23 protein-coding genes are annotated in these 22,166 nt (G+C 67.7%); 14 read left to right on the top strand and 9 right to left on the bottom strand.

What is annotated here, in order from left to right; translation table 11 throughout:
• Positions 1-73 precede the first annotated feature (73 nt).
• Entirely contained in the window at positions 74-1,405 is a 1,332-nt protein-coding gene (locus GEV01_RS18285) for an aspartate aminotransferase family protein (RefSeq protein WP_152806932.1), read from the top strand.
• On the opposite strand, the gene GEV01_RS18290 is transcribed toward GEV01_RS18285, so the two are convergent.
• Genes GEV01_RS18290 through GEV01_RS18305 form a run of 4 tightly spaced genes read right to left on the bottom strand, consistent with a single transcriptional unit; the run spans position 1,406 to position 5,967 of the window.
• On the bottom strand, positions 1,406-2,260 hold the full coding sequence (locus GEV01_RS18290; RefSeq protein ID WP_152806934.1) for a fumarylacetoacetate hydrolase family protein: 855 nt from the start codon (positions 2,258-2,260) through the stop codon (positions 1,406-1,408).
• A gap of 52 nt (positions 2,261-2,312) precedes the next feature.
• Positions 2,313-3,191, bottom strand: a complete 879-nt coding sequence (locus GEV01_RS18295; protein ID WP_235914410.1) for a 2OG-Fe(II) oxygenase — start codon at positions 3,189-3,191, stop codon at positions 2,313-2,315.
• On the bottom strand, positions 3,188-4,480 hold the full coding sequence (locus tag GEV01_RS18300; protein ID WP_152806936.1) for an MFS transporter: 1,293 nt from the start codon (positions 4,478-4,480) through the stop codon (positions 3,188-3,190). Before GEV01_RS18300 ends, GEV01_RS18295 begins: the two co-directional genes overlap by 4 nt.
• An 8-nt stretch (positions 4,481-4,488) precedes the next feature.
• Positions 4,489-5,967 (bottom strand): KamA family radical SAM protein, encoded by a 1,479-nt coding sequence (locus GEV01_RS18305; protein ID WP_152806938.1) that lies wholly within the window; start codon positions 5,965-5,967, stop codon positions 4,489-4,491.
• Between the two features lie 233 nt (positions 5,968-6,200).
• Between GEV01_RS18305 and GEV01_RS18310 the strand changes: the two genes are divergently transcribed.
• Both GEV01_RS18310 and GEV01_RS18315 read left to right on the top strand, forming a co-directional pair.
• Positions 6,201-6,650: a cache domain-containing protein gene (locus tag GEV01_RS18310; protein ID WP_152806940.1), complete on the top strand. Its 450-nt coding sequence runs from the start codon at positions 6,201-6,203 to the stop codon at positions 6,648-6,650.
• Positions 6,651-6,665: 15 nt separating this feature from the next.
• Positions 6,666-8,330 carry a methyl-accepting chemotaxis protein gene (locus GEV01_RS18315; protein WP_152806942.1) on the top strand — a complete coding sequence of 555 codons (1,665 nt, stop codon included), beginning with the start codon at positions 6,666-6,668 and terminating at the stop codon, positions 8,328-8,330.
• Here GEV01_RS18315 and GEV01_RS18320 read toward each other — a convergent pair.
• Positions 8,229-8,804 carry a DNA-3-methyladenine glycosylase gene (locus GEV01_RS18320; protein ID WP_152806943.1) on the bottom strand — a complete coding sequence of 192 codons (576 nt, stop codon included), beginning with the start codon at positions 8,802-8,804 and terminating at the stop codon, positions 8,229-8,231. The genes GEV01_RS18315 and GEV01_RS18320 overlap by 102 nt on opposite strands.
• Before the next feature lie 243 nt (positions 8,805-9,047).
• Between GEV01_RS18320 and GEV01_RS18325 the strand changes: the two genes are divergently transcribed.
• The 4 genes from GEV01_RS18325 (at position 9,048) to GEV01_RS18340 (ending at position 15,159) form a co-directional block, all read left to right on the top strand.
• The gene (locus GEV01_RS18325; protein ID WP_152806945.1) at positions 9,048-9,914 is read left to right on the top strand and encodes an HDOD domain-containing protein; all 867 of its coding nucleotides are present in this window, start codon (positions 9,048-9,050) and stop codon (positions 9,912-9,914) included.
• 6 nt (positions 9,915-9,920) lie between these two features.
• Complete coding sequence (locus GEV01_RS18330; protein ID WP_152806947.1) at positions 9,921-11,138, top strand: hypothetical protein; 1,218 nt, start codon at positions 9,921-9,923, stop codon at positions 11,136-11,138.
• Positions 11,139-11,272: 134 nt separating this feature from the next.
• The gene (locus GEV01_RS18335) at positions 11,273-12,457 is read left to right on the top strand and encodes a tetratricopeptide repeat protein (RefSeq protein WP_152806949.1); all 1,185 of its coding nucleotides are present in this window, start codon (positions 11,273-11,275) and stop codon (positions 12,455-12,457) included.
• Positions 12,458-12,558: 101 nt separating this feature from the next.
• A complete protein-coding gene (locus tag GEV01_RS18340) occupies positions 12,559-15,159 on the top strand; it encodes a quinoprotein amine dehydrogenase (RefSeq protein ID WP_152806951.1) in 2,601 nt (866 codons plus the stop codon).
• Between the two features lie 5 nt (positions 15,160-15,164).
• On the opposite strand, the gene GEV01_RS18345 is transcribed toward GEV01_RS18340, so the two are convergent.
• Positions 15,165-15,542, bottom strand: coding sequence for a Rossmann-fold NAD(P)-binding domain-containing protein (locus tag GEV01_RS18345; protein ID WP_328595549.1), 378 nt, complete (start codon positions 15,540-15,542; stop codon positions 15,165-15,167).
• A gap of 109 nt (positions 15,543-15,651) precedes the next feature.
• On the opposite strand from GEV01_RS18345, the gene GEV01_RS18350 reads away from it, so the two are divergent.
• Genes GEV01_RS18350 through GEV01_RS18360 form a run of 3 tightly spaced genes read left to right on the top strand, consistent with a single transcriptional unit; the run spans position 15,652 to position 17,616 of the window.
• Positions 15,652-16,338 carry a GNAT family N-acetyltransferase gene (locus GEV01_RS18350; RefSeq protein ID WP_152806953.1) on the top strand — a complete coding sequence of 229 codons (687 nt, stop codon included), beginning with the start codon at positions 15,652-15,654 and terminating at the stop codon, positions 16,336-16,338.
• Position 16,339: 1 nt separating this feature from the next.
• On the top strand, positions 16,340-16,888 hold the full coding sequence (locus GEV01_RS18355; protein ID WP_152806955.1) for a cysteine hydrolase family protein: 549 nt from the start codon (positions 16,340-16,342) through the stop codon (positions 16,886-16,888).
• Positions 16,889-16,893: 5 nt separating this feature from the next.
• Positions 16,894-17,616: a metallophosphoesterase family protein gene (locus GEV01_RS18360; protein ID WP_152806957.1), complete on the top strand. Its 723-nt coding sequence runs from the start codon at positions 16,894-16,896 to the stop codon at positions 17,614-17,616.
• A 4-nt stretch (positions 17,617-17,620) separates the two neighbouring features.
• Here the strand turns inward: GEV01_RS18360 and GEV01_RS18365 are convergent, their stop codons facing one another.
• Positions 17,621-18,136: a DNA-deoxyinosine glycosylase gene (locus GEV01_RS18365; protein WP_152806959.1), complete on the bottom strand. Its 516-nt coding sequence runs from the start codon at positions 18,134-18,136 to the stop codon at positions 17,621-17,623.
• A gap of 89 nt (positions 18,137-18,225) precedes the next feature.
• On the opposite strand from GEV01_RS18365, the gene GEV01_RS18370 reads away from it, so the two are divergent.
• Positions 18,226-18,663: an Mpo1 family 2-hydroxy fatty acid dioxygenase gene (locus GEV01_RS18370; protein ID WP_152806961.1), complete on the top strand. Its 438-nt coding sequence runs from the start codon at positions 18,226-18,228 to the stop codon at positions 18,661-18,663.
• On the opposite strand, the gene GEV01_RS30780 is transcribed toward GEV01_RS18370, so the two are convergent.
• Positions 18,660-18,797 carry a hypothetical protein gene (locus GEV01_RS30780; RefSeq protein ID WP_174999195.1) on the bottom strand — a complete coding sequence of 46 codons (138 nt, stop codon included), beginning with the start codon at positions 18,795-18,797 and terminating at the stop codon, positions 18,660-18,662. The genes GEV01_RS18370 and GEV01_RS30780 overlap by 4 nt on opposite strands.
• A 159-nt stretch (positions 18,798-18,956) precedes the next feature.
• Here GEV01_RS30780 and GEV01_RS18375 point away from each other — a divergent pair, with 159 nt between their 5' ends.
• From GEV01_RS18375 to GEV01_RS18385, 3 genes are read left to right on the top strand one after another with little or no spacing between them, the layout of a single operon-like run.
• On the top strand, positions 18,957-19,883 hold the full coding sequence (locus GEV01_RS18375) for a DMT family transporter (protein WP_152806963.1): 927 nt from the start codon (positions 18,957-18,959) through the stop codon (positions 19,881-19,883).
• On the top strand, positions 19,883-20,374 hold the full coding sequence (locus tag GEV01_RS18380; RefSeq protein WP_152806965.1) for a GNAT family N-acetyltransferase: 492 nt from the start codon (positions 19,883-19,885) through the stop codon (positions 20,372-20,374). The genes GEV01_RS18375 and GEV01_RS18380 overlap by 1 nt, the downstream gene beginning before the upstream one ends.
• A gap of 35 nt (positions 20,375-20,409) precedes the next feature.
• On the top strand, positions 20,410-20,619 hold the full coding sequence (locus GEV01_RS18385; RefSeq protein WP_152806967.1) for a hypothetical protein: 210 nt from the start codon (positions 20,410-20,412) through the stop codon (positions 20,617-20,619).
• Here the strand turns inward: GEV01_RS18385 and GEV01_RS18390 are convergent.
• A complete protein-coding gene (locus GEV01_RS18390) occupies positions 20,605-22,119 on the bottom strand; it encodes a glycine betaine ABC transporter substrate-binding protein (RefSeq protein ID WP_235914411.1) in 1,515 nt (504 codons plus the stop codon). The two genes, GEV01_RS18385 and GEV01_RS18390, sit on opposite strands and share 15 nt — an antisense overlap.
• Positions 22,120-22,166: the final 47 nt, after the last annotated feature.

Consider the following 22,166-nt stretch of genomic DNA (forward strand, 5'->3'; position numbering starts at 1 on the left):
GGCATAGATCAACAGAATACAAGCCGATCGCGGCTATCGTCTGCTCTTCGTCACCCCTGACCGAAAGGACGCCATGAGCCACATCATCCACCGCAACCTCCGCCGCGCGCCGCCGCTGGCCGTCAGCGCCGCCGGCCTGACCGTGCGCGACAGCCAGGGCCGCAGCTATCTCGATGCCAGCGGCGGCGCCGCCGTCTCCTCGCTGGGCCACGCCCATCCCGACGTGCTGGCCGCCATGCACGCCCAGATCGACCGCAACGCCTACGCCCACACCGCCTTCTTCAGCTGCGACGCCGCCGAGGAACTGGCGACCCGCCTGGCCAACGACGCCCCCGGCGACCTCGATCACGTCTACCTGGTCTCGGGCGGTTCGGAAGCGATGGAGACCGCGCTCAAGCTGGCCCGCCAGTACTGCGTCGAAGCGGGCCAGCCCAAGCGCAGCCTGTTCATCGCGCGCCGCCAGAGCTATCACGGCAACACCCTGGGCGCGCTGGCTATCGGCGGCAATGAATGGCGCCGCCGCCCGTTCGAGCCGCTGCTGATCCAGGTGCCGCGCGTCGCCCCCTGCTACGAATACCGCGACCGCGCAGAAGGCCAGAGCACCGAAGACTACACCGCCGCCCTGCTGGCCGAACTGGAAGCGGCCATCCTCCAGCAAGGCCCGGAAAACCTGATCGGCTTCGTCGCCGAAACCGTGGTCGGCGCGACCGCCGGCGCGCTGCCGCCCACGCCCGGCTACTTCCGTGGCGTGCGCCGCTTGTGCGACCAATACGGCCTGCTGCTGATACTCGATGAAGTCATGTGCGGCATGGGCCGCACCGGTACGCTGTACGCCTTCGAACAGGAGGGCGTGCTGCCGGACCTGGTGGTGCTGGGTAAGGGACTGGGCGCGGGCTATCAACCGATAGGCGCGGTGCTGGCGCGCGAGCATGTGGTGCGGCGCCTGCGCGAGGGCAGCGGCGCCTTCCAGCACGGCCACACCTACATGGGCCATCCGGTTGCGGCGGCGGCCGCGCTGGCGGTGCAGAAGGTGATACAGAGGGATTGTCTGCTGGGCGCAGTCACCGTGCGCGGCGCCGCCTTCCGCCGCATGCTGCGCGAGGCCTTCGGCAACCATCCGCATGTGGGCGATATTCGTGGGCGCGGCATGCTGCTGGCGCTGGAGCTGGTGCGGGACCGCGACAGCAAGCAGCCCTTCGATCCGGCCGGCCAGCTGCACGCGGCGGTCAAGGAGCAGGCCATGGCGCGCGGCTTGATGGTGTATCCGATGGGCGGCACCATCGACGGCCGGCGCGGCGACCATATCCTGCTGGCGCCGCCCTTCATCGCCACCGAGGCGGAACTGGCGGAGATCACCAGCCGCCTGGCCGACGCCCTGGCGCGGGCGCTGGCCAGCGTGACCTGATTATTTCGGCGCCGTCCAGGCGATGACGTCCTGCTGCTGCTCGCCCAAACCGGCGATGCCCAGCCGCAGGACGTCGCCTTTCTTGAGGAAGCGCTGCGGCTTGCGGCCCTGGCCCACGCCCGGCGGCGTGCCGGTGGCGATCACGTCACCCGGCTCCAGCGTCATGAACTTCGACAGATAGCTGACGATCTGCGCCACCGAGAAAATCATCGTCTCGGTGCTGCCGGTCTGCATGCGCTTGCCGTTCAGCTCCAGGTACAGGTCCAGCTGCTGCACGTCGTAGATGTCTTCCTGCGTCACCAGCCACGGGCCGACCGGGCCGAAGGTGTCGCAGCCCTTGCCCTTGTCCCACTGCGGGCCACGCTCCAGCTGGAACGAACGCTCCGACACATCATTGACCACGCAATAGCCGGCCACGTACTTGAGCGCATCCTCCTCGCTGACGTACTGCGCGCGGCTGCCGATCACCACGCCCAGCTCCACTTCCCAGTCGGTCTTCTTCGAGCCTTGCGGCAGCATGATGGGATCGTCCGGGCCGGACAGGCAGGAAATCGCCTTCATGAAGACGATGGGCTCCTTCGGGATGGGCATGCCCGCCTCGGCCGCGTGGTCCGAATAATTGAGGCCGATGCCGATGAATTTGCCGACGCGCGCGACCGGCACGCCGTAGCGCGGATTGCCGCGCACCAGCGGCAGCGAGGCGTGCGGGATCTTCTCCAGCTTGCGCAGCGCCTTCGGCGCCAGCTGCGCCGCGTCGATGTCGGCGATCACGCCGGACAGGTCGCGCAGCTTGCCTTCGTCATCGATCAGGCCTGGTTTTTCTTTGCCGGGACGGCCGTAACGAACGAGTCTCATGGGGGTTCCTTGGTTAAAAGCGGTGGCGATGTTTATGCCGATGCCCGCCATTCTAACCGTAGCGCCCTTGCCGCAGCCATTTGTTGGCGATGATCTTGGTGCCACTGACCACCGGAGCGCCGCCGTGCAGCGTGCGCTTGTCCGGCTGGTGGTTGATGTCGGTGTTGAGGAACCACAGCGCGCTGCCCTTCTTCGGATACACCTCCAGCCCCAGGCCGGGGAACACCGTGCCGCCGCCCTGCTCCACATCGCTCAGGTAGAGGATGAAGGTGGCCAGCCGCTGGCCGCCGCGCGCCAGGTGGCTGCGGTGGCCGCTGCTGTCCGGGTCCAGCCAGTCGTAGTGCGGGCGGTATTCCTGCGTGGCGTCGTACTTCTGCAGCTGGAACGGTTCGCTGCACTCGGCCGGCCAGTGCGCCAGCGCCGCCAGCCGCCGTTCGATGCGCTCGGCCACCTCGGCCTCGCCGCGCCGGATGAAGGCCATCTCGCTGGTGCGGCCCTCGTGCACCATGCTCGATCCGTCGGCCTCGCCGGTGACGGTGGAGCGCGTGTAGCGCGTGCCGCAATGGGCGATGATGGCGTCGCACTCCTCGTCGCTGAGCACATTCCCCAACAGGATGATCTGCGGCTGCTTCAGCACGAACAGCACTTCCGCCACGCGGTCGGGCGCCGCCACCAGGTTGCGTTCGAGGTCGATATACGGCATCTGCTGCGGCGCCACGAACACGCTGGCCTGCGGCGCAGCAGCACCGGCGCCGGCGCGCATCGCCAGCGCCTCGTCGATGGCGGCGCGCGCCACCGCCATGCTGTGCTGGCCGGAGCCGGCCATGCTGTTGGCCATGTCGAGCGGATTGCAGGCGCGGTCCAGGTTATCCATGATCCACTCCTGCCAGGCGGATGGCAGGGAAACGAAGACCGAGTGTGTAGAAGTCATGGTGTGATCGAAGAGCTGGTTGCCGGGCTGCCGGATTGGTGTTCGATTTTACCGGATTGCGCCTCCCGGCCCCAGCGTCCGCGCGCGAATAACAACAATCCCCGCAGCTGCAGCAGCACCAGCACCGCGAACGCCACCTGGTAGGCCTGGGCCGGATACTGCTGCAGCACATTGGGCTGCCAGCAGCCCACCAGCAGCCCGAAGCCCGCCTGCACCGCGAACGCGCCGAGGAAGATCAGCAGGTTCAGGCAGGTGGCGCCGCGTCCCGTCAGCGTGGCCGGCAGGCTTTGCGCGACGATGGCGTACTCGATGCCGGTGATGGTGCCGATCAGCGTGAACAGCACCGACAGCAGCTGGTAGCTGGGCCGCCAGTTGAGCACAAAGCCCAGCTGCACCAGCACGAACAGCGCCACCCCGGCCGCCGCCACGCGGATCGGCTCTATGCCGCGCCGCCCTGCCCACTCGGTCAGCATGCCGACCGCGATGGCGCCGAAGATCACCGCCGCCATGGCCAGGTACAGCAGATAAGCCACGCCCTGCTCCGTATAGCCGGCGACGTCGGTCAGCCAGCGGCTGATCCACAAGCCCTGTATGCCGAAGAACACCATGTGCGGCACCAGCACCAGCCGCGCCACTTCGCGGAAGGCCGGATGGCGCATCACTTCGCGCAGCACCGCCAGCGCGGCCGACGGTGCCGTGGCGGCGGCCGGCCGGATGCTGGCGGGCGGCGCGGCCGGCGCCAGCACGCGTATCAGCAGGCCGATGCCGACCGCCGCCGCCGCCAGGCCGACGAACAGGCCGCGCCAGTCCGTGTACTGCAACGCCAGCCGCACCGGCAGCGTGGCCGACGCCGCGCCCAAGCCGCCGGCCGCGATCAGGTAGCCCTGCACCGAAGGCAGCCGCGCCGGCGCGACCCAGGTGGCCAGCGCCTTCACCGCCGACATGAAGCAGCCGCCCAGCCCCAGGCCGATCAGCGCGCGCGCCACCAGCAGTTGGGCGAAGTCGTGGCCGCCGGAGAAGGCCAGCGCACCCAGCGCCGCCAGCAGCAGCATCGGCGGCTGCACCCGCGCCGGGCCCCAGCGGTCCAGCGCCATGCCGACCGGCAGCTGCGCCAGCGCGAACGCCAGGAAGAAGGCGCTGGTCAGCAGGCCAAGCTGGCCGGGGGTCAGCGCCAGCGCCGCCATCAGCTGCGGCGCCAGCGTCGCGTTCACGGTGCGGATCAGGCTCGATAGATAATGGCCCAGCGCGAACGGCAGGAACACCAGCAGGAACACCGCGCGGCCGGACATGGCGGCACCTAGGCCGGAGTGCGGGCGCCGCAGCCGGCCGCCGCAGCCGATCCGCCCGTGCCGCCGCCGCGCAGCGCCTCGTCCTGCCGCGCCGAGATCAGCGGAATCACCTTGCGCTGTCCCGGCGGCTCGGCGCCGTATTCGCTGCGGCTGCCGCCCTCCTCTTCGAAGAAGAACTTGTCCTTGCCGAAGGCCGGCTTCAGCTCGTCCATCCAGGTCGCCTTCGGATCGAACCTGGCGTAGAACGGCTTGCGCACCCAGTCCGCATTGCGCGCCTGCAGGAACTGCAGGGCGAACACCTTCTCGCCGCCGATGTTGGCGATACCGTCGATCACCACCTTGCCGGGGAAAGCGCTCATCGACGGCCCGCGCACCGTGCGCGACAGGCCGGACACCATCTGGTAAGCCTGCTGGAAGATCTCGTGCGCGCGCGCCAGCGGCAGCTGGAAGTACTCGCGCGGGCCGGTGTCGCGCTCGACGAACATGTAGTAGGGGATGGCGCCCAGCCGCACGCCGGTCTGCCACAGCTCGGCCCAGCTGCGCGGGTCTTCGTTGATGTGGCGGATCAGCGGGCCCTGCATGCGCAAGGTGGCGCCGGTGCCGACGATGCGCTTGACCGCCTGCTGCGCGATGTCCGGCCGCAGCTCGACCGCGTGGTTGTAGTGGCCCATGATGGCCATGTTCTTGCCGCTGTCGACCACCCGTTCGAACAGGCGCAGCAGGTCGTCGGCGTCGCGGTCGGTGACGAAGCGCTGCGGCCAGTACGCCACCGACTTGGTGCCGATGCGGATGTTCTGGATGTGCGCCAGGTCCGGCGCCAGCAGCGGTTCGATGTAGGCCTCCAGCGAGCGCGTGTTCATGATCAGCGGGTCGCCGCCGGTGATCAGCACATCGGTCACTTCCGGATGCATGCGCAGATAGGACGCCAGCTCGTGCGATTCCTTGGCGTCGAACTTCATGTCGTCCATGCCGACGAACTGCGGCCAGCGGAAGCAGAAGGTGCAGTAGGCGTGGCAGGTCTGGCCGGCGCTGGGGAAGAACAGCACCGTCTCCTTGTACTTGTGCTGCAAGCCTTTGAGCGGCGCGTCGTTCACGCGCGGCACGTTGTGCGTCATCTGCCCGGCCGGGTGCGGATTCATGCGCATGCGGATGCGCCGCACCAGCTCCGTCAGCGCCTGCTGGTTGGCGCGGCCCAGCACCAGCTCGCGCAGCTGCGCGTAGTCGTCCGGCGCCAGCATGTCGCGGTGCGGGAAGGTCAGGCGGTAGATCGGATCGTCGGGGATGTTGCTCCAGTCGATCAGGTGGTCCATCACGTATTCGTTGGTGCGGAACGGCAGCACATGCGACACCACCTGCACCGCTTCCTGCAGGTCGGGCGGTATCCATTCCCATTGGCGCGAATTGGCTATGGTCTGGCGGATGAAGGGCTTGAACTTGGGCGCTAGTGCGCCGGCGCTGTTCCAGGACGCTATCGGGGTAGTGGTCATCACAGGTTCCTATCGCAATAAAAGGAGGGGTGGGAATTGCATGCTAGCTCCCCCTCCAACATTCCGATTGCCGCAAATCAACTGACGCATGGAAATAAATTTTTCCTTGACGCAGACAGAGGTACACAGTTGCCACACGGCCAGAACTTGCGGCATCGCAATCCCCGCCCGGCTACGGCGGCGTACAGTTGCCTGGAGCAATCCCGCCCCTTTCCAACCTACGAGGAACCGCCATGAGACTGATCGCCCTGTTGAGTGCCGCCGCGCTGCTGCACCTTCCCGCCCACGCCGCCGAGCCCACCGAGAAAGACGCCATCGCCATGGCGGAAAAAGGCGCAGCCTTCATCAAGGCCCACGGCAAGGATGAGATGATCAAGAAACTGGTCGCCAAGGATCCCGACTTCGTGCAGGGCTCGCTGTACGTCGACCTGCGCGACATCAACACCGGCATCGTACTGGCGCATCCGATCAACCCTTCCATCGTCGGCAAGAACCTCACCGACGTGCCCGACGCCAACGGCAAGAAGTACCGCCGCGAAATCATCGAGCTGGCCGCCAGCAAGGGCCGCGGCTGGGTCGACTACCAGTACAAAAATCCCAACACCGGCAAGATCGAACCCAAGACCACCTACATCCTGCGCGTCGGCGACGTCGTGCTGGAAGCGGGCATCTACAAAAAATAGCGGCGGGAGCGCACCATGCTGAAGAAACTGCGTATCGGTCCCAAACTGCTGCTGGCGCCCGGCCTGGTGCTGCTGCTGCTGATCGCCACGGCGGGCGCCGCCTACTACGGCATGGTGCGCCAGAACGCCTCGCTGGAAAACCTGGTGCAGCTGCGCGCCGCCCGCCTCAAGGCCGCCGCCGACATCACCGGCGAGGCGCGCTACGCCCACGCCCACATCTACCAGCTGCTGGCCTGGGTCAACGGCAGCTTCGCCCAGGCCCGCATCGACGCCCTGGCGCGGCAAATCAAGACCGGCCACCACGAGATCGACAGCCGGCTGCGCCAGCTGTCGGCGCAAGCCTCCGCCCCCGGCGAGAGCCAGGAGCGGGCGCTAGTGAGCCAGGCGCTGCAATCGCTGGTGGCCTACCGCAAGGCGGTGGGCGACGCCATGGAAATGGCGTCGATGGACCAGAGCATCGCCACCAACGCCATGGTCAACGGCGAAAAGCAGTTCCTGCTGCTCAACGAACAGCTGGCGCAGCTGTCGGCGCTGGAAAAGCAGCTCAGCGAACAGGCGTACGCGCGCGCCAGCGACGAGTTCCACGCGCTGGGCAACAGCATGGCGCTGCTGGTGCTGCTGTCGATCGCGCTGTCGCTGGGCGTGACGATGGCGGTGCGCGGCGCCATGCTGCGCGACATCCGCGCCATCGCCGACGTGGTGGTGGCGCTGGCCGCCGGCCGCCTGAGCGCCGGGCGCGGCAACGACGGCCGCGACGAGATCGCCGACACCGCCCGCATGCTGGACCACACCATGCACAACCTGACCCAGACGCTGGGCGCCATCCTGGCGGCGGTGCGCGCCATCGACAATGCCGCCCATGAAATCGCCAGCGGCAACCTCGACCTGTCGACCCGCACCGAGATGCAGGCCAGCTCGCTGGAGGAAACCGCCAGCGCCATGGCCAGCCTGACCAAGGCGGTGCAGGACAACGCCGCCAGCGCGCGCCAGGCTTGCACCCTGGCGGCCGACGCCACCGAGCTGGCCCAGCACGGCGGCACGGCGGTGCGCCAGGCGGTGCAGACCATGGCCTCGATCCGCGCCAGCTCGCGCCAGATCGTCGACATCATCGGCGTCATCGACAGCATCTCCTTCCAGACCAATATCCTGGCGCTCAACGCCGCCGTGGAAGCGGCGCGCGCCGGCGAGCAGGGACGCGGCTTCGCCGTGGTCGCCAGCGAGGTGCGCACGCTGGCGCAGCGCTCGGCCGCCGCCGCCAAGGAAATCAAGGCGCTGATCGCCGCCTCGGTGGCCACCATCGACAGCGGCAGCGCCTCGGTGCACCAGGCCGGCGAACGGATGGACGACATCGTCGCCTCGGTGCAGCAGGTCAACGACGTGATCGCCCGCATCAGCTCGGCCAGCGCCGAGCAGGCCCAGGGCATCGCCGAGGTCAACCAGGCGGTCGGGCAGATGGACGATGTGACGCAGCAGAACGCCGCGCTGGTCGAACAGGCGGCCGCCGCCGCCGCCAGCCTGCAGGATCAGGCGGTGCAGCTGTCGCAGGCGGTGTCGGTGTTCAAGGTGGAGACGCCGGCCTCAAGCCTCGCGCATGGGCTTGCTCAAAAAGCGCGAGCCGGCCAGGCCGAAGCGCCACGGCAGCTCCACGGCTTTGGAAATGCCGATGCGCGGGCCGGCTAGCACCTCGATCGCCGCCGCTTCGCGCGCCAGCAGCGTGAACGGCGGCGCCGCCAGCGCCAGATTGTTATGCGCGCGCGTCACGCCCAGCGCCTGGCACAGCCGCCCCGGCCCCGAGCACAGCAGCCGACCATCGTCCAGGCCGCGCCGGGCGCGCATCGCGTCCAGCCCGGCCAGCGGCTCCAGCGCGCGGATCAGCACGCCGGCGCCGTGGCCCTCCTCGCGGCAGACGAAATTCAGGCACCAGTGCAGCCCGTGCGAGCGGTACACATAGCTGCGCCCGGGCGGCCCGAACATCGAGAAATTGCGCGGCGTCGGCCCGTTGTAGCTGTGCGCGGCCGGCTCGGTGCGGTCGTAGGCCTCGGCCTCGACGATGCGGCCGCCGACGCCGTCCACCAGCAGCGTGACGCCGATCAGTTGCCGCGCCACCTCGGCCGAGGGCGCGCTGAAATCTATGCCAGCGATGAGCTTGTCCATGTGGCTATTGTAAATGCCAATGTGACCGCCCCGCTCACGAAAGGCGTGACAAATGATTATCGAATCGCCGCACTGGCAGGAATTTAACGACAAAATATGCTGCCGGCGGCAGAAAATCGGGAGAAATTCATGCCCGCCGCGCGCGCTTGCGGCGATAATCAGGGTAAGCATGCCCAGCATGAGTGAGCGCACTGGTTTATAGTGCTGCTTTGGCATCGCCAGCCCCTAGCCCTGAAGACCACAATGACGACAGTTGCAGCCCCAGCCTTGCCAGCAGAAAACGCGGTGGAAGACGCGCTGATGCGCTCCATCCGTATTCCGCCACGGCCCAGCCTGCTCGTCGACCTGCAGCGCGAGCTGGCGCAGCCGGATCCGTCGCCGCGCCGCATCGCCCGCATCATCGGCAACGACGTCGGCATGTCCGGCGCCCTGCTCAAGCTTGCCAACTCGCCGTTCTTCGGCGCCGCGCGCAAGGCCAAGTCGGTCGAACAGGGCATCAACTTCCTCGGCATCAACCAGTGCGCGGCCCTGCTGACCGGGCTGCTGGCACGCCAGGCCATCGAAGGCAAGGAAGCCGACCTCAGCGCGTTCTGGGAAATCTCGGCGCGCCGCGCCCAGGCCGTGGTGTTCTTCTCGCGCAAGCTGCGCATCGCCCCGCCCGACATCGCCCACACCTTCGGCCTGTTTTGCGACATCGGCGTGCCGCTGCTGATGAACCGCTTCGACGACTACGCCCACACCTACGCCGACGCCTGCGAGGATGCCGAACAGGCGTTCACCGTGCTCGAAGACGCCCGCTACAGCACCAACCACGCCGCCATCGGCTGCCTGCTGGCGCGCAACTGGGGACTGTCGCCCGACGTCTCCTGGGCCATCCTGCTGCACCACGACTACCGCGTGCTGGACGACCCGGCCACCGACGACGCCGTGCGCTCGCTGGTGGCGCTGGCGCTGCTGGCGGAAAAAGGCATTTCGCGTTTCCACGGCAGCAACCTGTCCTACGAGTGGGAAAAAGGCGGCGACCGCGCCTGCCGCCACTTGGGCCTGTCCGAAGATGAAACCGCCGACCTGCTGGACGAACTGCACGAAGCCTTCCACACCGAACGATAATAGACAATGCCAAAAAATAAGCGCCCCGTACCGCGCAAATCCGCCAACTCGCCGGAACTGAAAGACGAGCAGCAAACCACCGAACTGTGCGCCCTGGCGCTGGACCTGGCCGACGGCGAGTTCAATCAGGACATCGTGGCCGACAGCACCCGCGCCGACCTGGCGCAAAAGGGCCTGGACTTCCAGCGCCTGCTGCGCAAGCTGCTCAACCAGGGCAAGGACGAGGTGCTGTACGGCGCCATCGAACTGGCGCGCGACGAGGCGCTGGACGGCTTCCGCTATCTGCGCAACGCCGTCGAGGAAGGCGCGGCCAGCGTGCTGATGCGCCGCGAAGGCGCGCCCGAGATGGAGATCGACGCCTTCGCCATTCCGGTGTTCGTGCACAGCCAGGGCGGCCTCGACCCGGCCTTCGACTTCCAGGACGGCGCCGCCTACGAGGCGCTGCTCGACAGCTTCACCGAGGCCGGGCTGGAAAGCCCGAAAGCCAAGGTGGTGCTGGTCAGCCACGCCTACGACCTCGACGAATTCGAGCGCGTCAGCTACGGCCAGCTGCACGCCATGGTGCGCGAAGCGGCGCACTCGCTGACCGAGAAAAAGATCGCCGCCGCGCCGGCGCTGGAGCGCAGCATGGCGGCCGGCTGGTCGCCCACCGGCTTCGGCGCGGACGACGCCGCGGTCGAGCTGCGCTTCCTGCTGGGCTTTGCGCTCAAGCGCGCCGACGACCCGTTCTACAAGGTGCCGGCCGGCGAAAAAGCCGCCGACGCCTATTTCGCCAAGCGCGCCGAGCGCTACCAGCAGTGGACCGGGCAGCATGCGCCGCTGGTGGCGCGCTGCCTGGGCCGCGGCCGCGGTGCGCCGGACCTGCGCCTGAATTTCCTGTACCAGGACTTGTTCTTCGGCGCGCGCGCCCAGGGCCAGTCCGAGTACGCGATGCTGCAGCTGCTGTCCACGCTCAACCAGGCGCTGGACGGCCAGGCGCCGGATGAGGCCGAGGCCGTCATCGCCCCGGCCGACCTCGACGACGACATGCTGCTGCGCGTGCAATTGCGCGCCGGCGGCGCCGTGCTGGCCGAGGCCGACAAGCCGCTGGACCCGTGCGCCGACCTCGAAGACGAAGTCGACGACCTGCGCGACGCCCTGGCCAGCATCGGCATTGTCCGGCTGACGGTGGCGCTGCGCTTCGACGCCCAGGGCCAGCCGGTGGAGCCGCGTCCGCTGGCCTGAACCATACGGCCAATTCGCGGCAAATTCCCGTTTGACATCGCACCGGTAGCCGAGGATACTTTCCTCAAGCGGAACACAGAGTCCGCTGCCTGGTGCGGCGCCGGCTTGTGCTCCGCAGCAAAGGGAGACTCGTCATGAAACCATGGGCCCTGACCTTGTGCGCCGCGCTGCTGTGCGGCTGCGCCGGGCCGTCGCAAACGCTGCGCGCGGCCGCCCCGGTCGTATTCCACGACCAGCTGTTCCAGCCGCCGGCCGCGCCGGTCGACACCCGCCATGTCTTCGCCGTCAGCCAGGAGATGCGCGACTACCTGAACCGCGAAATCGGCCACAACCTGCAGCGCAAGGATTCCCGCCGCGAACTGTTCGACGCCCTGTACCGCAAGGACAAGCTGCAGCTCGAATACGATTCCGCCATCACCCGCGACGCCGCCCAGACCTTCGCCGCGCGCGCCGGCAACTGCCTGTCGCTGGCCATCATGACGGCCGCGCTGGCGCACGAGCTCAACTTGGTGGTGCAATTCCAGCAGGTCGACGTCGAGGAAAGCTGGAGCCGCGCCGGCAACCTCTACTTCGCCAGCAACCACGTCAACCTGGCGCTGGGCCGGCCGCGCCTGAGCCACGGCGAGATCTACAGCGTCGACCTGTCGAACGCGCTGACGGTGGACTTCATCCCCATCCCGCCCAAGGCGCGCGAAAGCACCCGGCCGCTGGAAGAGCAGACCATCATCGCCATGTACCTGAACAACCGCGCCGCCGAGCTGCTGTCGCAAGGCCAGCTCGACGAAGCCTACTGGACCGCCCGCAAGGCGGTCGAGCAAGACCCGGCCTTCCTGCACGCCTACAACACGCTGGGCGTGGTCTACCAGCACCACGGCAACCTGGCCGAGGCCGAGCAGTCGCTGCGCTACGCCTTGTCGCAGGCGCCGAACAACACCATCTTCCTGTCCAACCTGGTGCAGTCGCTGGACGCCCAGCCGGCCCCGGACAAGCGGGCCGAGGCGGCCCAGCTGCGCATCCGCCTGGCCCAGCTGGAACCCGATCCGCCCTTCCACTTCTTCAACCTGGGCCAGGCCGCGATGCAGGCCGGCGACTACCGCCGCGCGCGCGACCTGTTCGCGCGCGAAGTGGAGCGGGTGCCGGACTACCACGAGTTCCACTTCTGGCTGGCGCTGGCCAATTACCAGCTGGGCTATCTGCGCGAGGCCGACGCCCACATGAGCAAGGCGCTGGCCAACAGCACCACGCGCGGCGACCACGACCTGTACTCGGCCAAGCTGGACCGCATCCGCGCCTACGAGGCGCACGCGACGGGCAAATAGGGGCGGACTGATGGTATTCTTGCTGGAGGCTTGACACATAGTTGCAATTGCGCAACAATTGCAAAATATGTAAACGCGCCACGCCAACCAAGGATACCGACATGCTGAGATCCAGCTCCGCCTACGCCCTCCCGCTGCTCATCGCCGCCCTGCTGACCGGATGCGGCGGCGGTGGCGGCGGCAGCAGCAGCGGCACGCCCGACAACGGCAACCCCGCCGCCTCGCCAGCCCTCAGCTTCAACCCTTCCACCGTCCGCGCCACCGTCAACGCCGGCACCTCGCTCACCCTCAACGTCATCGCCACCGTCGCCCGGCCGGGCGACTTCGCCAACGCGGCCAGCGTCTTCGCCAGCGTGGTCGACAGCAACGGCGTGCTGCTGCCCGGCGCCCAGGTGGTCCGCGACAGCGACACCCAGTACCACGCCGTGCTGCAAACGGCGCCGTCGCTGGCGGCCGGCAGCTACACCGGCAACTTCAGCGTGCGCCTGTGCCGCGACAGCGCCTGCAGCGGGCAATTCCCCGGTTCGCCGATGCTGCTGCCGTACAGCTTGCAGGTGGTGCCGGCCGGCCAGGCCACCTTCACCGCCACCCCGGCCGTCGCGCTCAACGCCACCGCCCACGTCGGCGGCGCCGCGCCGGCCGCGGTCAGCGTCGCCATCGGCGCCGATGGCCGCAGCTGGAGCGCCAGCACCGGCGGCGCCGCCTGGCTCAAGCCCACGCCCGCCAGCGGCACCGGCAACGGCACGCTCAGCGTCGCCTTCGACGCCACCGGCCTGGCCGTGGGCGACTACAGCACCACGCTGACCATCACCGCCAGCGACGGCCAGAGCGCCGCGCTGCCGGTCACGCTGTCGGTACAGCCCAGCGGCCTGACCACCAGCGCCGGCGGCGTCGTCTTCAACGCCGTCAACGGCGCCCCGATCGCCACCCAGGTGGTGGCGCTGGACACCGACGACAAGCAAAGCGTGGCCTGGAGCGCCGTCGCCAACGACGCCTGGCTGCGGGTCTCGCCCACCAGCGGCATCAGCACGCCGACCACCATGGTGCTGACGGTCGACCCCACCTTCGCCGGCCTGGCCAGCGGCAGCTACGGCAGCAGCATCACCCTGAAGGCGGCCGGCCTGCCGACGCGCGACCTGCCGGTGACGCTCAACCTGGCGCGGCCGACGCTGAGCAGCTCGGTCAACAGCATCAGCCTGGGCGGCACCTACGGCCGCGACTTCACCACCAACCCGAGCCTGACGCTGAGCCTGAACACCGTCACCAACGCCTGGCCGTGGTCGTTCAGCCCGCTGCCGGCCTGGGCCACTCCCAGCCTGCTCAACGGCAGCGTCAACCAGGCCGGCACCAGCGTCGCCTTCACCGCCAAGCCGGTCAACGCCCAGGTCGGCATCACCTCGATGCTGGTCAACGCCGCCGCCCGCGTCAACGGCGAAAGCGTGACCGCGCCGGTACTGCTGACCATCAACAAGGACAAGCACAAGCTGATCCCGTCGGAAACCGGGGTCGCCTTCAGCGGCTCGCCGGGCTGGACCCGCCTGACCCGCACCCTGACCGTCAGCGACAACTACAACACCTTCGCCGGCATGAGCGCCGCCTCCGACCAGGCCTGGCTGGTGGCCGGCGTCAACGCCAACAAGCTGATCCTGACGGCCGACCCGACCCCGCTGGGCGCGGACACGCTCAACATCGCCACCGTCACGCTGACCCCGTTCGACACCGACGCCAGCGCGCCGGAAACCGTGCGCGTCGCGCTGTGGAAGGGCACCCGCACGCCGAGCGCCAACGTCAGCACGGTGCTCAGCTACAGCAACGTCGCCACCGACCCGATCCGTCCCTACGCCTATGTACACAACGGCGGCGCCTACATCGACGTCTACAACCTGTACAAGGGCCAGAAGGTCGCCACCATCACCGGCCTGGGCGCCAGCCTGGGCGACATGGTTGCCAGCAGCAACGGCGACTACCTGTTCCTGCTGAACCTGAGCAGCCGCAGCGTCACCACCATCGACCTCAACACCCAGCAGGTGGTGGCCCAGTTGCCGGTGGACGCAGACAAGTCGACCCGCCTCAAGGTGATACGCCCGAACGGCGTGGAAATGCTGGTGCTCAGCAACGGCGCCGCCTACCTGACGTCCAGCGGCGCCCGCCTCAACCTGCCGCTGACCAGCGGCGGCACGCTGGCGGCCAGCGGCAACGGCAAGAGCTTGCTGCAACAGGATGAGAACAACAGCAGCGTGCAAATCACCACGCTCAGCGTCGACTATGCCGCGCTCAACGGCGGCACGCTGTTCCCGGCCAGAATACCGGCCGCCAGCCACGGCAATACCGGCAGCCTGGGCCAGGACATCGTGGTCAGCGCCGACGGCACGCGCATCTACACCGCCAGCAGCACGCCCAAGCTGTGCAGCATCCTCAATCCGGCCGACCTCGGCGTGCTGGGCTATCTGGCGGCCGGCGACGGCACGCCGAACAACATCAAGCTGGGCAGCGACGGCCGCATCTTCTGCGGCACCGCCGTCAAGTCGGCCTTCAGCGACGTGTGGATGTACGACACCAGCGGCAAGCTGCTGAACCAGTTCCGCCTGGCCGCCACCGGCCGGCAATTGCTGCCGCGCCAGCTGGCGATTTCCGGCGACGGCCTGATGATGATCGGCATCACCGACGACGGCACGGCCACCATGGTGCCGGTGGGGCCGTAGGCGCTTCAGTAACCGGTGCTGCGGCCGGCGATGACGGGCAGGTCGTCGTCGCTGGTCATGGCCCAGATCAGGCGGGCGATGGTTTCCGAAGCGATCACCGTGTGGTGGTTGCCCTGCGCCATCAGCTTCTCGCGGATCTCGCGCCGCACGGCGGGGATGCCGGTCAGGTCGAACAGGATGTCGACGCCGGCGCCCAGGGCGACAATCTGGTCCAGCGACGTCACCGTCAGGCCGGCGTCCAGCGCCAGCTGGCGGCCCGGCGTATCGCCGCTTTCGGCCACCGCCACCAGCTCCACGCCGCGCTCGCGGCGGCCCAGCATATTGCGCAAGAAGGCCGAGCCGATACGGCCCAGTCCGATGATGGCGATTTTTTGATTGTCCACTTTATCCCCTGCTGAGTTGAACTGCGGTCGATACCCCTGTCAAAACTGTGTTAAAAAGAAAGTGTATTAAAAGCAAGCATAACCACGCTGTACCGACAAGGCAAGCCACATGGAACGCAACGCGCTGCTGGACCACATTTTTTGGCACACATTGACCGGCGCCCACGCGCAGCACGCCAGCGGCAGCGGCGGCGCGCGCCGCTACAACGAAGGCTTTTCCCCCATCGTCGCCTTTGCCGACCCGGCGCGGCCGGACTTCGACGCGCTGGCGGCCGTGTGCGCGCCGGGACTGTCCTTCTACTGCGACAGCTGGGCCGGCGCCGCCCCGCCCGGCTGGCGCATCGATGCCGAAAGCACCATGTTCCGCATGGTGTGGAGCGGCCCCGCGCCGGCCGCCGATCCGGCGCCCGACGCCGTGCCCTTGCAGCCGCAACACGCCGCGCAAGCGCTGGAACTGGCCGGCCTGTGCAAGCCGGGGCCGTTCGGCCTGCGCACCATCGAGCTGGGCGACTACTTCGGCTACTTCGACGGCGAGCGCCTGATGGCGATGGCGGGCGAACGCCTGCGCGCGCCGGGGCTGTGCGAGATCAGCGGCGTCTGCACCCATCCCGACTACCAGGGACGGGGACTGGCCAAACGGCTGATCGGCAAGCTGATCCATCGTCACCGGCAGCGCGGCGACACTTCCTTCCTGCACGTCATGCGCAGCAATGACGCGCACCAGCTGTACCTGCGCATGGGCTTCGAGGATTACCTGGAGTCGGTGGTGCGGGTGATTTCACGCGAGGACATCTGAGATGCAGGCATTGATCATCATCGACATGCAGCAAGGCATGGCCAGCCCGGCCGCCGGCCAGCGCAACAACCCGGGGGCCGAGCAGAATATCGCCGCCCTGCTGGACGCCTGGCGCGCGGCCGGCGCCACCGTGGTCCATGTGCGCCACATGTCGCGCACGCCGGGTTCGCCGTTCTGGCCCGGCCAGCCGGGCGCCGAGTTCCAGCCGCGCCTGGCGCCGCTGGCCCGCGAACATGTGGTGGAAAAGAATGTGCCGGACTGCTTCGTCAACAGCGGGCTGGAGCGCTGGCTGCGGGTGCGCGGCATCGACGACGTGGTGCTGGTTGGCGTCAGCACCAACAACTCGGTCGAGGCCAGCGCGCGCAGCGCCGGCAACCTCGGCTTCGCCACCCGGGTGGTGGCGGACGCCTGCTACGCCTACGCCCAGACCGATTATGCGGGCGCCCCGCGCAGCGCCGACGATGTACACTACATGGCGCTGTCCAACCTCGATGGCGAGTACGCCGCCATCGTCGATACCGCCAGCACGCTGGCCACCCTACGGAGCTGAACGCCATGCGCCTCGCCATCGTCTCCGACATCCACGGCAACCTGGCTGCGCTGGAAGCGGTGGCGGCCGACATCGTCCGCCACGGCGTGGACGCGGTCGTCAACCTCGGCGACAGCCTGTCCGGTCCGCTGCTGCCGCTGGAGACGGCGCAGTTCCTGATGGCGCAGGACTGGACCCACCTGGCCGGCAACCACGAACGGCAAATCCTCGAACTGCATGCCGGCTCCGGCGCGGCCGACCGCCACGCCCACGCTCAGCTGACGCCGCGCGAACTGGCGTGGATCGCCACGCTGCGGCCGGCCATGCAATACAGCGCCGACATCTTCCTGTGCCACGGCACGCCTTCGAGCGACCTCACCGGCCTGCTGGAAACGGCCGACCGCCACGCCGGCGCCGCCGACATCGAACAGCGCCTGGGCCAGGTCGACGCCAGCCTGATCGCCTGCGGCCACACGCACGTGGCCCGCAGCGTGCGCAGCGCGCGCGGCCAGTTGATCGTCAATCCCGGCAGCGTCGGCCAACCGGCCTATGACGACGACCATCCCTATCCGCACGCCATCGAATCCGGTTCGCCCGACGCCCGCTACGCCATCGTCGAGCGGCGCCAGGGGCAATGGCAGGCGCAACTGCACAACATCCCCTACGACCACCTCAGCATGGCCGCACTGGCCCGCCGCAACGGCCGCGAGGACTGGGCCACCGCGCTGACCAGCGGCTACATGCCGTAGCCGATCAGAGACGTCCTGACTCAAGCAGAGCTTTCCACTGCTCCAGCTTTTGTGCCAATGTCAGCGAGGCATGGGCCGGCGAAGTTGAGGGCAGCACCACCGTGCGATACCCGGCGGCGGTAAACTGCGGCGCGAACTTGCCGGAAGTCTGGCCGTTGAAGCCCACCGTCTCCAGCAGCGGGCACAGCTCGCGCAAGCGGGCGAAATCGTTGGCGGCGGGTTTGCGGATGGCGGAGTCGAGGCTGCCCTCGCGCTCGCAGGCGCCCAGCACATCCCACAGCCCGAAGCCATGCGCCAGCAGGCGCGGCAAGCGTTCAGCATACGGCAGCGCGGCCAGCGGCTCACCGGTCAAGGCCGACAAGATCGGCCACAACAGATTGCGCGGATGCGCATAGTATTGCTGCGCCGCCAGCGAGGCGGCGCCGGGAAAGCTGCCCAGCACCAGGATGCGCGTGCGCTCGTCGATCACCGGCGCGAGGCCGGCCAGCGCGGGACTGAGGGGGGAAGTTGCTTGAGCCATGGCCGCATTGTACCCAAGCCCGGCACCGCCGCGTTTCAGGTGTAGAATTTACCGACGGCCCGACCGTACAATAAAAACAGGAGACACCCATGTCGCAACCGCGCACCATCGATACCTTGCTGGCCCAGTACAGCGAGAGCCATCTCAACCCCACCAATGAAATCATCCACTTCATCTGCGTGCCCGTCATCGTGTTCACGCTGCTGGGGCTGCTGTGGGCCGCGCATCCGCTGCTGGCGGTGGCGGTGACGCTGGCCTCGCTGGCCTATTACTTCAAGCTGTCGAAACCGTTCGCGGTGGGCATGCTGATGATGACCACGCTGATGCTGGCCCTGCTGGCCGCCCTGCCCGACCGCGCCATCCTGCCGCTGTCGCTGGCGATCTTCGTGCTCGCGTGGATAGGCCAGTTCATCGGCCACAAGATCGAGGGCAAGAAGCCATCGTTCTTCGACGACCTGCGCTTCCTGCTGATCGGGCCGCTGTTTGTATTGGGATTCCTGTATCGCCGTCTGAAGCTGGCGTATTAATGAAAGCCGGCGAAGGCGAACAAGGTCTGGGCGGCGCCCTGCATCTCTTCGTCGGCCAGCCATAGCACCAGCGCGGTGCTCACCGCGACATAGCCCAACAAGCTGACGACCTTGATCTGCAGCGCGGTACTCATGCCGCTCTCCCTTGAATGATGTGTCATTCCATCATACTTGCATTTTCAACAAAGTGCTCAAAATTTACGCAACAGAAACAAATTAATGCCGCGCCTGTTGCGCCGCAACAAAATCGTGACTTGCCAGCAAGAATCGGCAGGGGCAGTTATACTCATCCGATGCCCTCTCCACTCCTGTTCATCGCCGCCTGTCTGATCTGGGGCTCGACCTTTTTCGCCATCACGCTGCAGTTGGGAGAGGTCGCGCCCGCCGTCTCCGTGGTCTACCGTTTCGGCCTGTCGGCGGCGGTCTTGTTCGCCTGGTGCCTGGCGCGCGGCGACCAGCTGCTGATGCCCTGGCGCACCCAGCGCTGGATGTTCCTGCAAGGCGCCGCCACATTCGGCCTCAGCTACATTTGCACCTACAGCTCCGAGCAATACCTGGTCTCCGGCCTGGTCGCCGTGCTGTTCGCGCTGATGGTGTTCTGGAACCCCATCCTCAACCGCATCGCCTTCGGCACGCCGATCAGCTGGCGCACCTGGAGCGCCGGCGTGGTCGCCATCTGCGGCGTCACGCTGCTGTTCTTCCAGTCGATACGCGGCGCCTGGAGCGAGATCCTGTCCGGCGGCAACGGCCACTTCCTGCTCGGTCTGGCGCTCGCCTTGACCGCCACCATCGCCAGCTCGATCGGCAACGTCGTCGTCATCAAGGTGCGCGAACAATCGTCCAACGTGCTGCTGACCATGGCGTGGTCCATGCTGTGGGGCACCCTGCTGGTGGCGCTGTGGGTCATGGCCAGCGGCCAGCGTTTCACCATGCCGGCCGGCCTGCCCTACTGGGGCGGCTTGCTCTACCTGTCGCTGTTCGGCTCGGTGATCGCCTTCGCTGCCTACTTCACGCTGATCCACCGCATCGGTTCGCAGAAGGCCGTGTACATCGGCGTGGTCACGCCCGTCATTTCCGTGCTGCTGTCGATCCAGCTGGAACACTACCGCCCCGGCCCGACGGAATGGGCCGGCATGATATTGTGCCTGTCCAGCGTCGCCTGGGCGCTGCGCGGCGATACCCCCAAAACCACCTCCACAGAAAGCATCGTAGAAGCCTGATGAGCCATTCCGACCTGACCATACGCCCGGCCCAGCCGGCAGACGCCGCCGCCATCTTCGGCATGATTTACGAACTGGCCGTGTTTGAAAAACTGGAACACATGGTGGTCGCCAACGAGGCCATGCTGCGCGACAGCCTGTTCTGCGACCGCCCGGTGTGCGAAGCGCTGGTCGGCGAGGTGGACGGCGAAGTCGTCACCTTCGCGCTGTTCTTCCACAACTTCTCCACCTTCCTGTGCAAGAAGGGCCTGTACCTGGAGGACTTGTACGTCAAACAGAGCCGCCGCGGCAAGGGCTACGGCAAGCAGATGCTGGTGGCGTTGGCCCAGCTGGCGGTGGAGCGCGACTGCGGCCGCTTCGAATGGTCGGTGCTCGACTGGAACAGCAACGCCATCAAGCTGTACGAAAGCATGGGCGCCTCGCTGCTGCCGGAATGGCGCATCTGCCGCGTCACCGGCGACGCATTGACGCATATGTCCCAAGTGGCTTGATACAGCTCAAGGTGCGGCGCGATCCGGCTTGCACAATGATTGTCGATACCCGCCTGCTGGAGACGATCATGATCAACTTGCCGCCCCTGGTCACCGCCCTTTACAAAGCCTGGCTGCGCGCGCGGCTGGAGCGCTACACGCGGGCGCTGGAAGCCATCGCCGCCCAGCGCGAGAACGACTTCCACGCCGAGCGCGTGCTGCACAAGGAAGTGGTGCTGCTGCGCTCCAAGCTAAACTCGCTGTGACGCGGCCCTGCCCCGGCCGGCCAGCCGCTCCAGCAGTTCGAACGCCGCCTGCGTCAGCAGCGCCAGCACCGCCGCCGGTATCGCACCGGCCAGCAGCATATCGTTATCGTTCAACGCCAGGCCGATGGTGATGCGCTCGCCGTAGCCGCCGGCGCCGATGAAGGCGGCTATCGTCGCCGTCCCCACGCTCATCACCGCCGCCGTCTTCACGCCCGCCAGGATCACCGGCAAGGCCAGCGGCAACTCCACATGCACCAGCCGCTGCCAGGGCCGCAGGCCCAGCGCCTGCGCCGCCAGCCGCAGGCCTTCCGGCACCTGCAACAGGCCGGTGCAGGTATTGCGCACGATGGGCAGCAGCGCATACACCAGCAGCGCCACCAGCGCAGGCACCGTGCCTATCATGCCCAGCAAGGGGATCAGCAGCGCCAGCAAGGCCAGCGACGGCACGGTTTGCAGCACGCCCGCAAAACCCAGCACCACCTGCCGCAGGCGCGGCAAGGCCGCCGCCAGCACGCCCAGCGGAATGCCGATCGCGCACGCCAGCAGCACCGCCACCAGCACCAGCGTCAGATGCTGGCGCGTCTGCGGCCACAGGTTCTTGTCGAACAGCTTGGCCCACAGGCCGTCGCGCACCGGTACGGCGGCGGGCGCCGTCAGCGGAGCGCCGCTGGCCAACGGCTTGTGCGCCGCCAGCCAGTCGCGCGCCACGTTGGCGAAATTCTGGCCGTCGATTTCAGCGGCGGCGTTCATCGCGATCATGTCGGCCGCGCTGATGCGCCCTTCCAGCTGCGTGATCGCCTTCCACGCGGCCGGAAAGCGCTCGGCCGCATCGAGGCGGTACAGCAGCACCGCGTCGTAGCGCGGGAAGTAGGCGCGGTCGTCCTCCAGCACGCGCAGGCCGTACTGGCGGATCTTGGCGTCGGTGGAGTAGATGTCGATCACGTCGACCTGGCGCTGCATCAAGGCCTCGTAGGCGATGCCGTGGTCCAGGCCTTCCGGCCGCTGCTGCAGGCCGTAGCGCTTGGCCAGGCCCGGCCAGCCGTCGGCGCGGCCGATGAATTCATGCGACAGGCCGAAACGCAGGCGCGGCTGCGTGACCAGCTCACTGAGCTTTTTCAGGCCGTCCTGATCGCCGCGCATCGCCAGCGCATAGGTGTTGTTGAAGCCCAGCGGCACCGCCACGCCCAGCCCCATGGGCGCCAGCTCGCGGCGGATCTGCTCCAGCGGCGCGGCCTGCCGGTGCTTGAGGATCTCCAGATCGATGGTGCCGAGGTATTCGGGATAGACGTCAATGCGGCCGGCCTGCAGGGCCGCCAGGACGATGGCGGTATTGCCCAGACCTTGCAGATGCTCGACCTTCGCGTGCGGCGATGCGGTCTGCGCCAGCACTTCGCCCAGGATGTAGGATTCGGTGAAGCGCTTGGAGCCCACGTGCAGCGTGTCGCCCGAGGCGGCGCATGCCGCGCCACCGAACCACAGCGCCAGAAAAATAACTAGCAATCGTCCTTGCACAAGCTCTCCGGAATGATGATCAATCCGGAGAGCTT

This window comes from Rugamonas rivuli, assembly GCF_009380165.1.
GTDB classification, from domain to species: domain Bacteria; phylum Pseudomonadota; class Gammaproteobacteria; order Burkholderiales; family Burkholderiaceae_D; genus Rugamonas; species Rugamonas rivuli.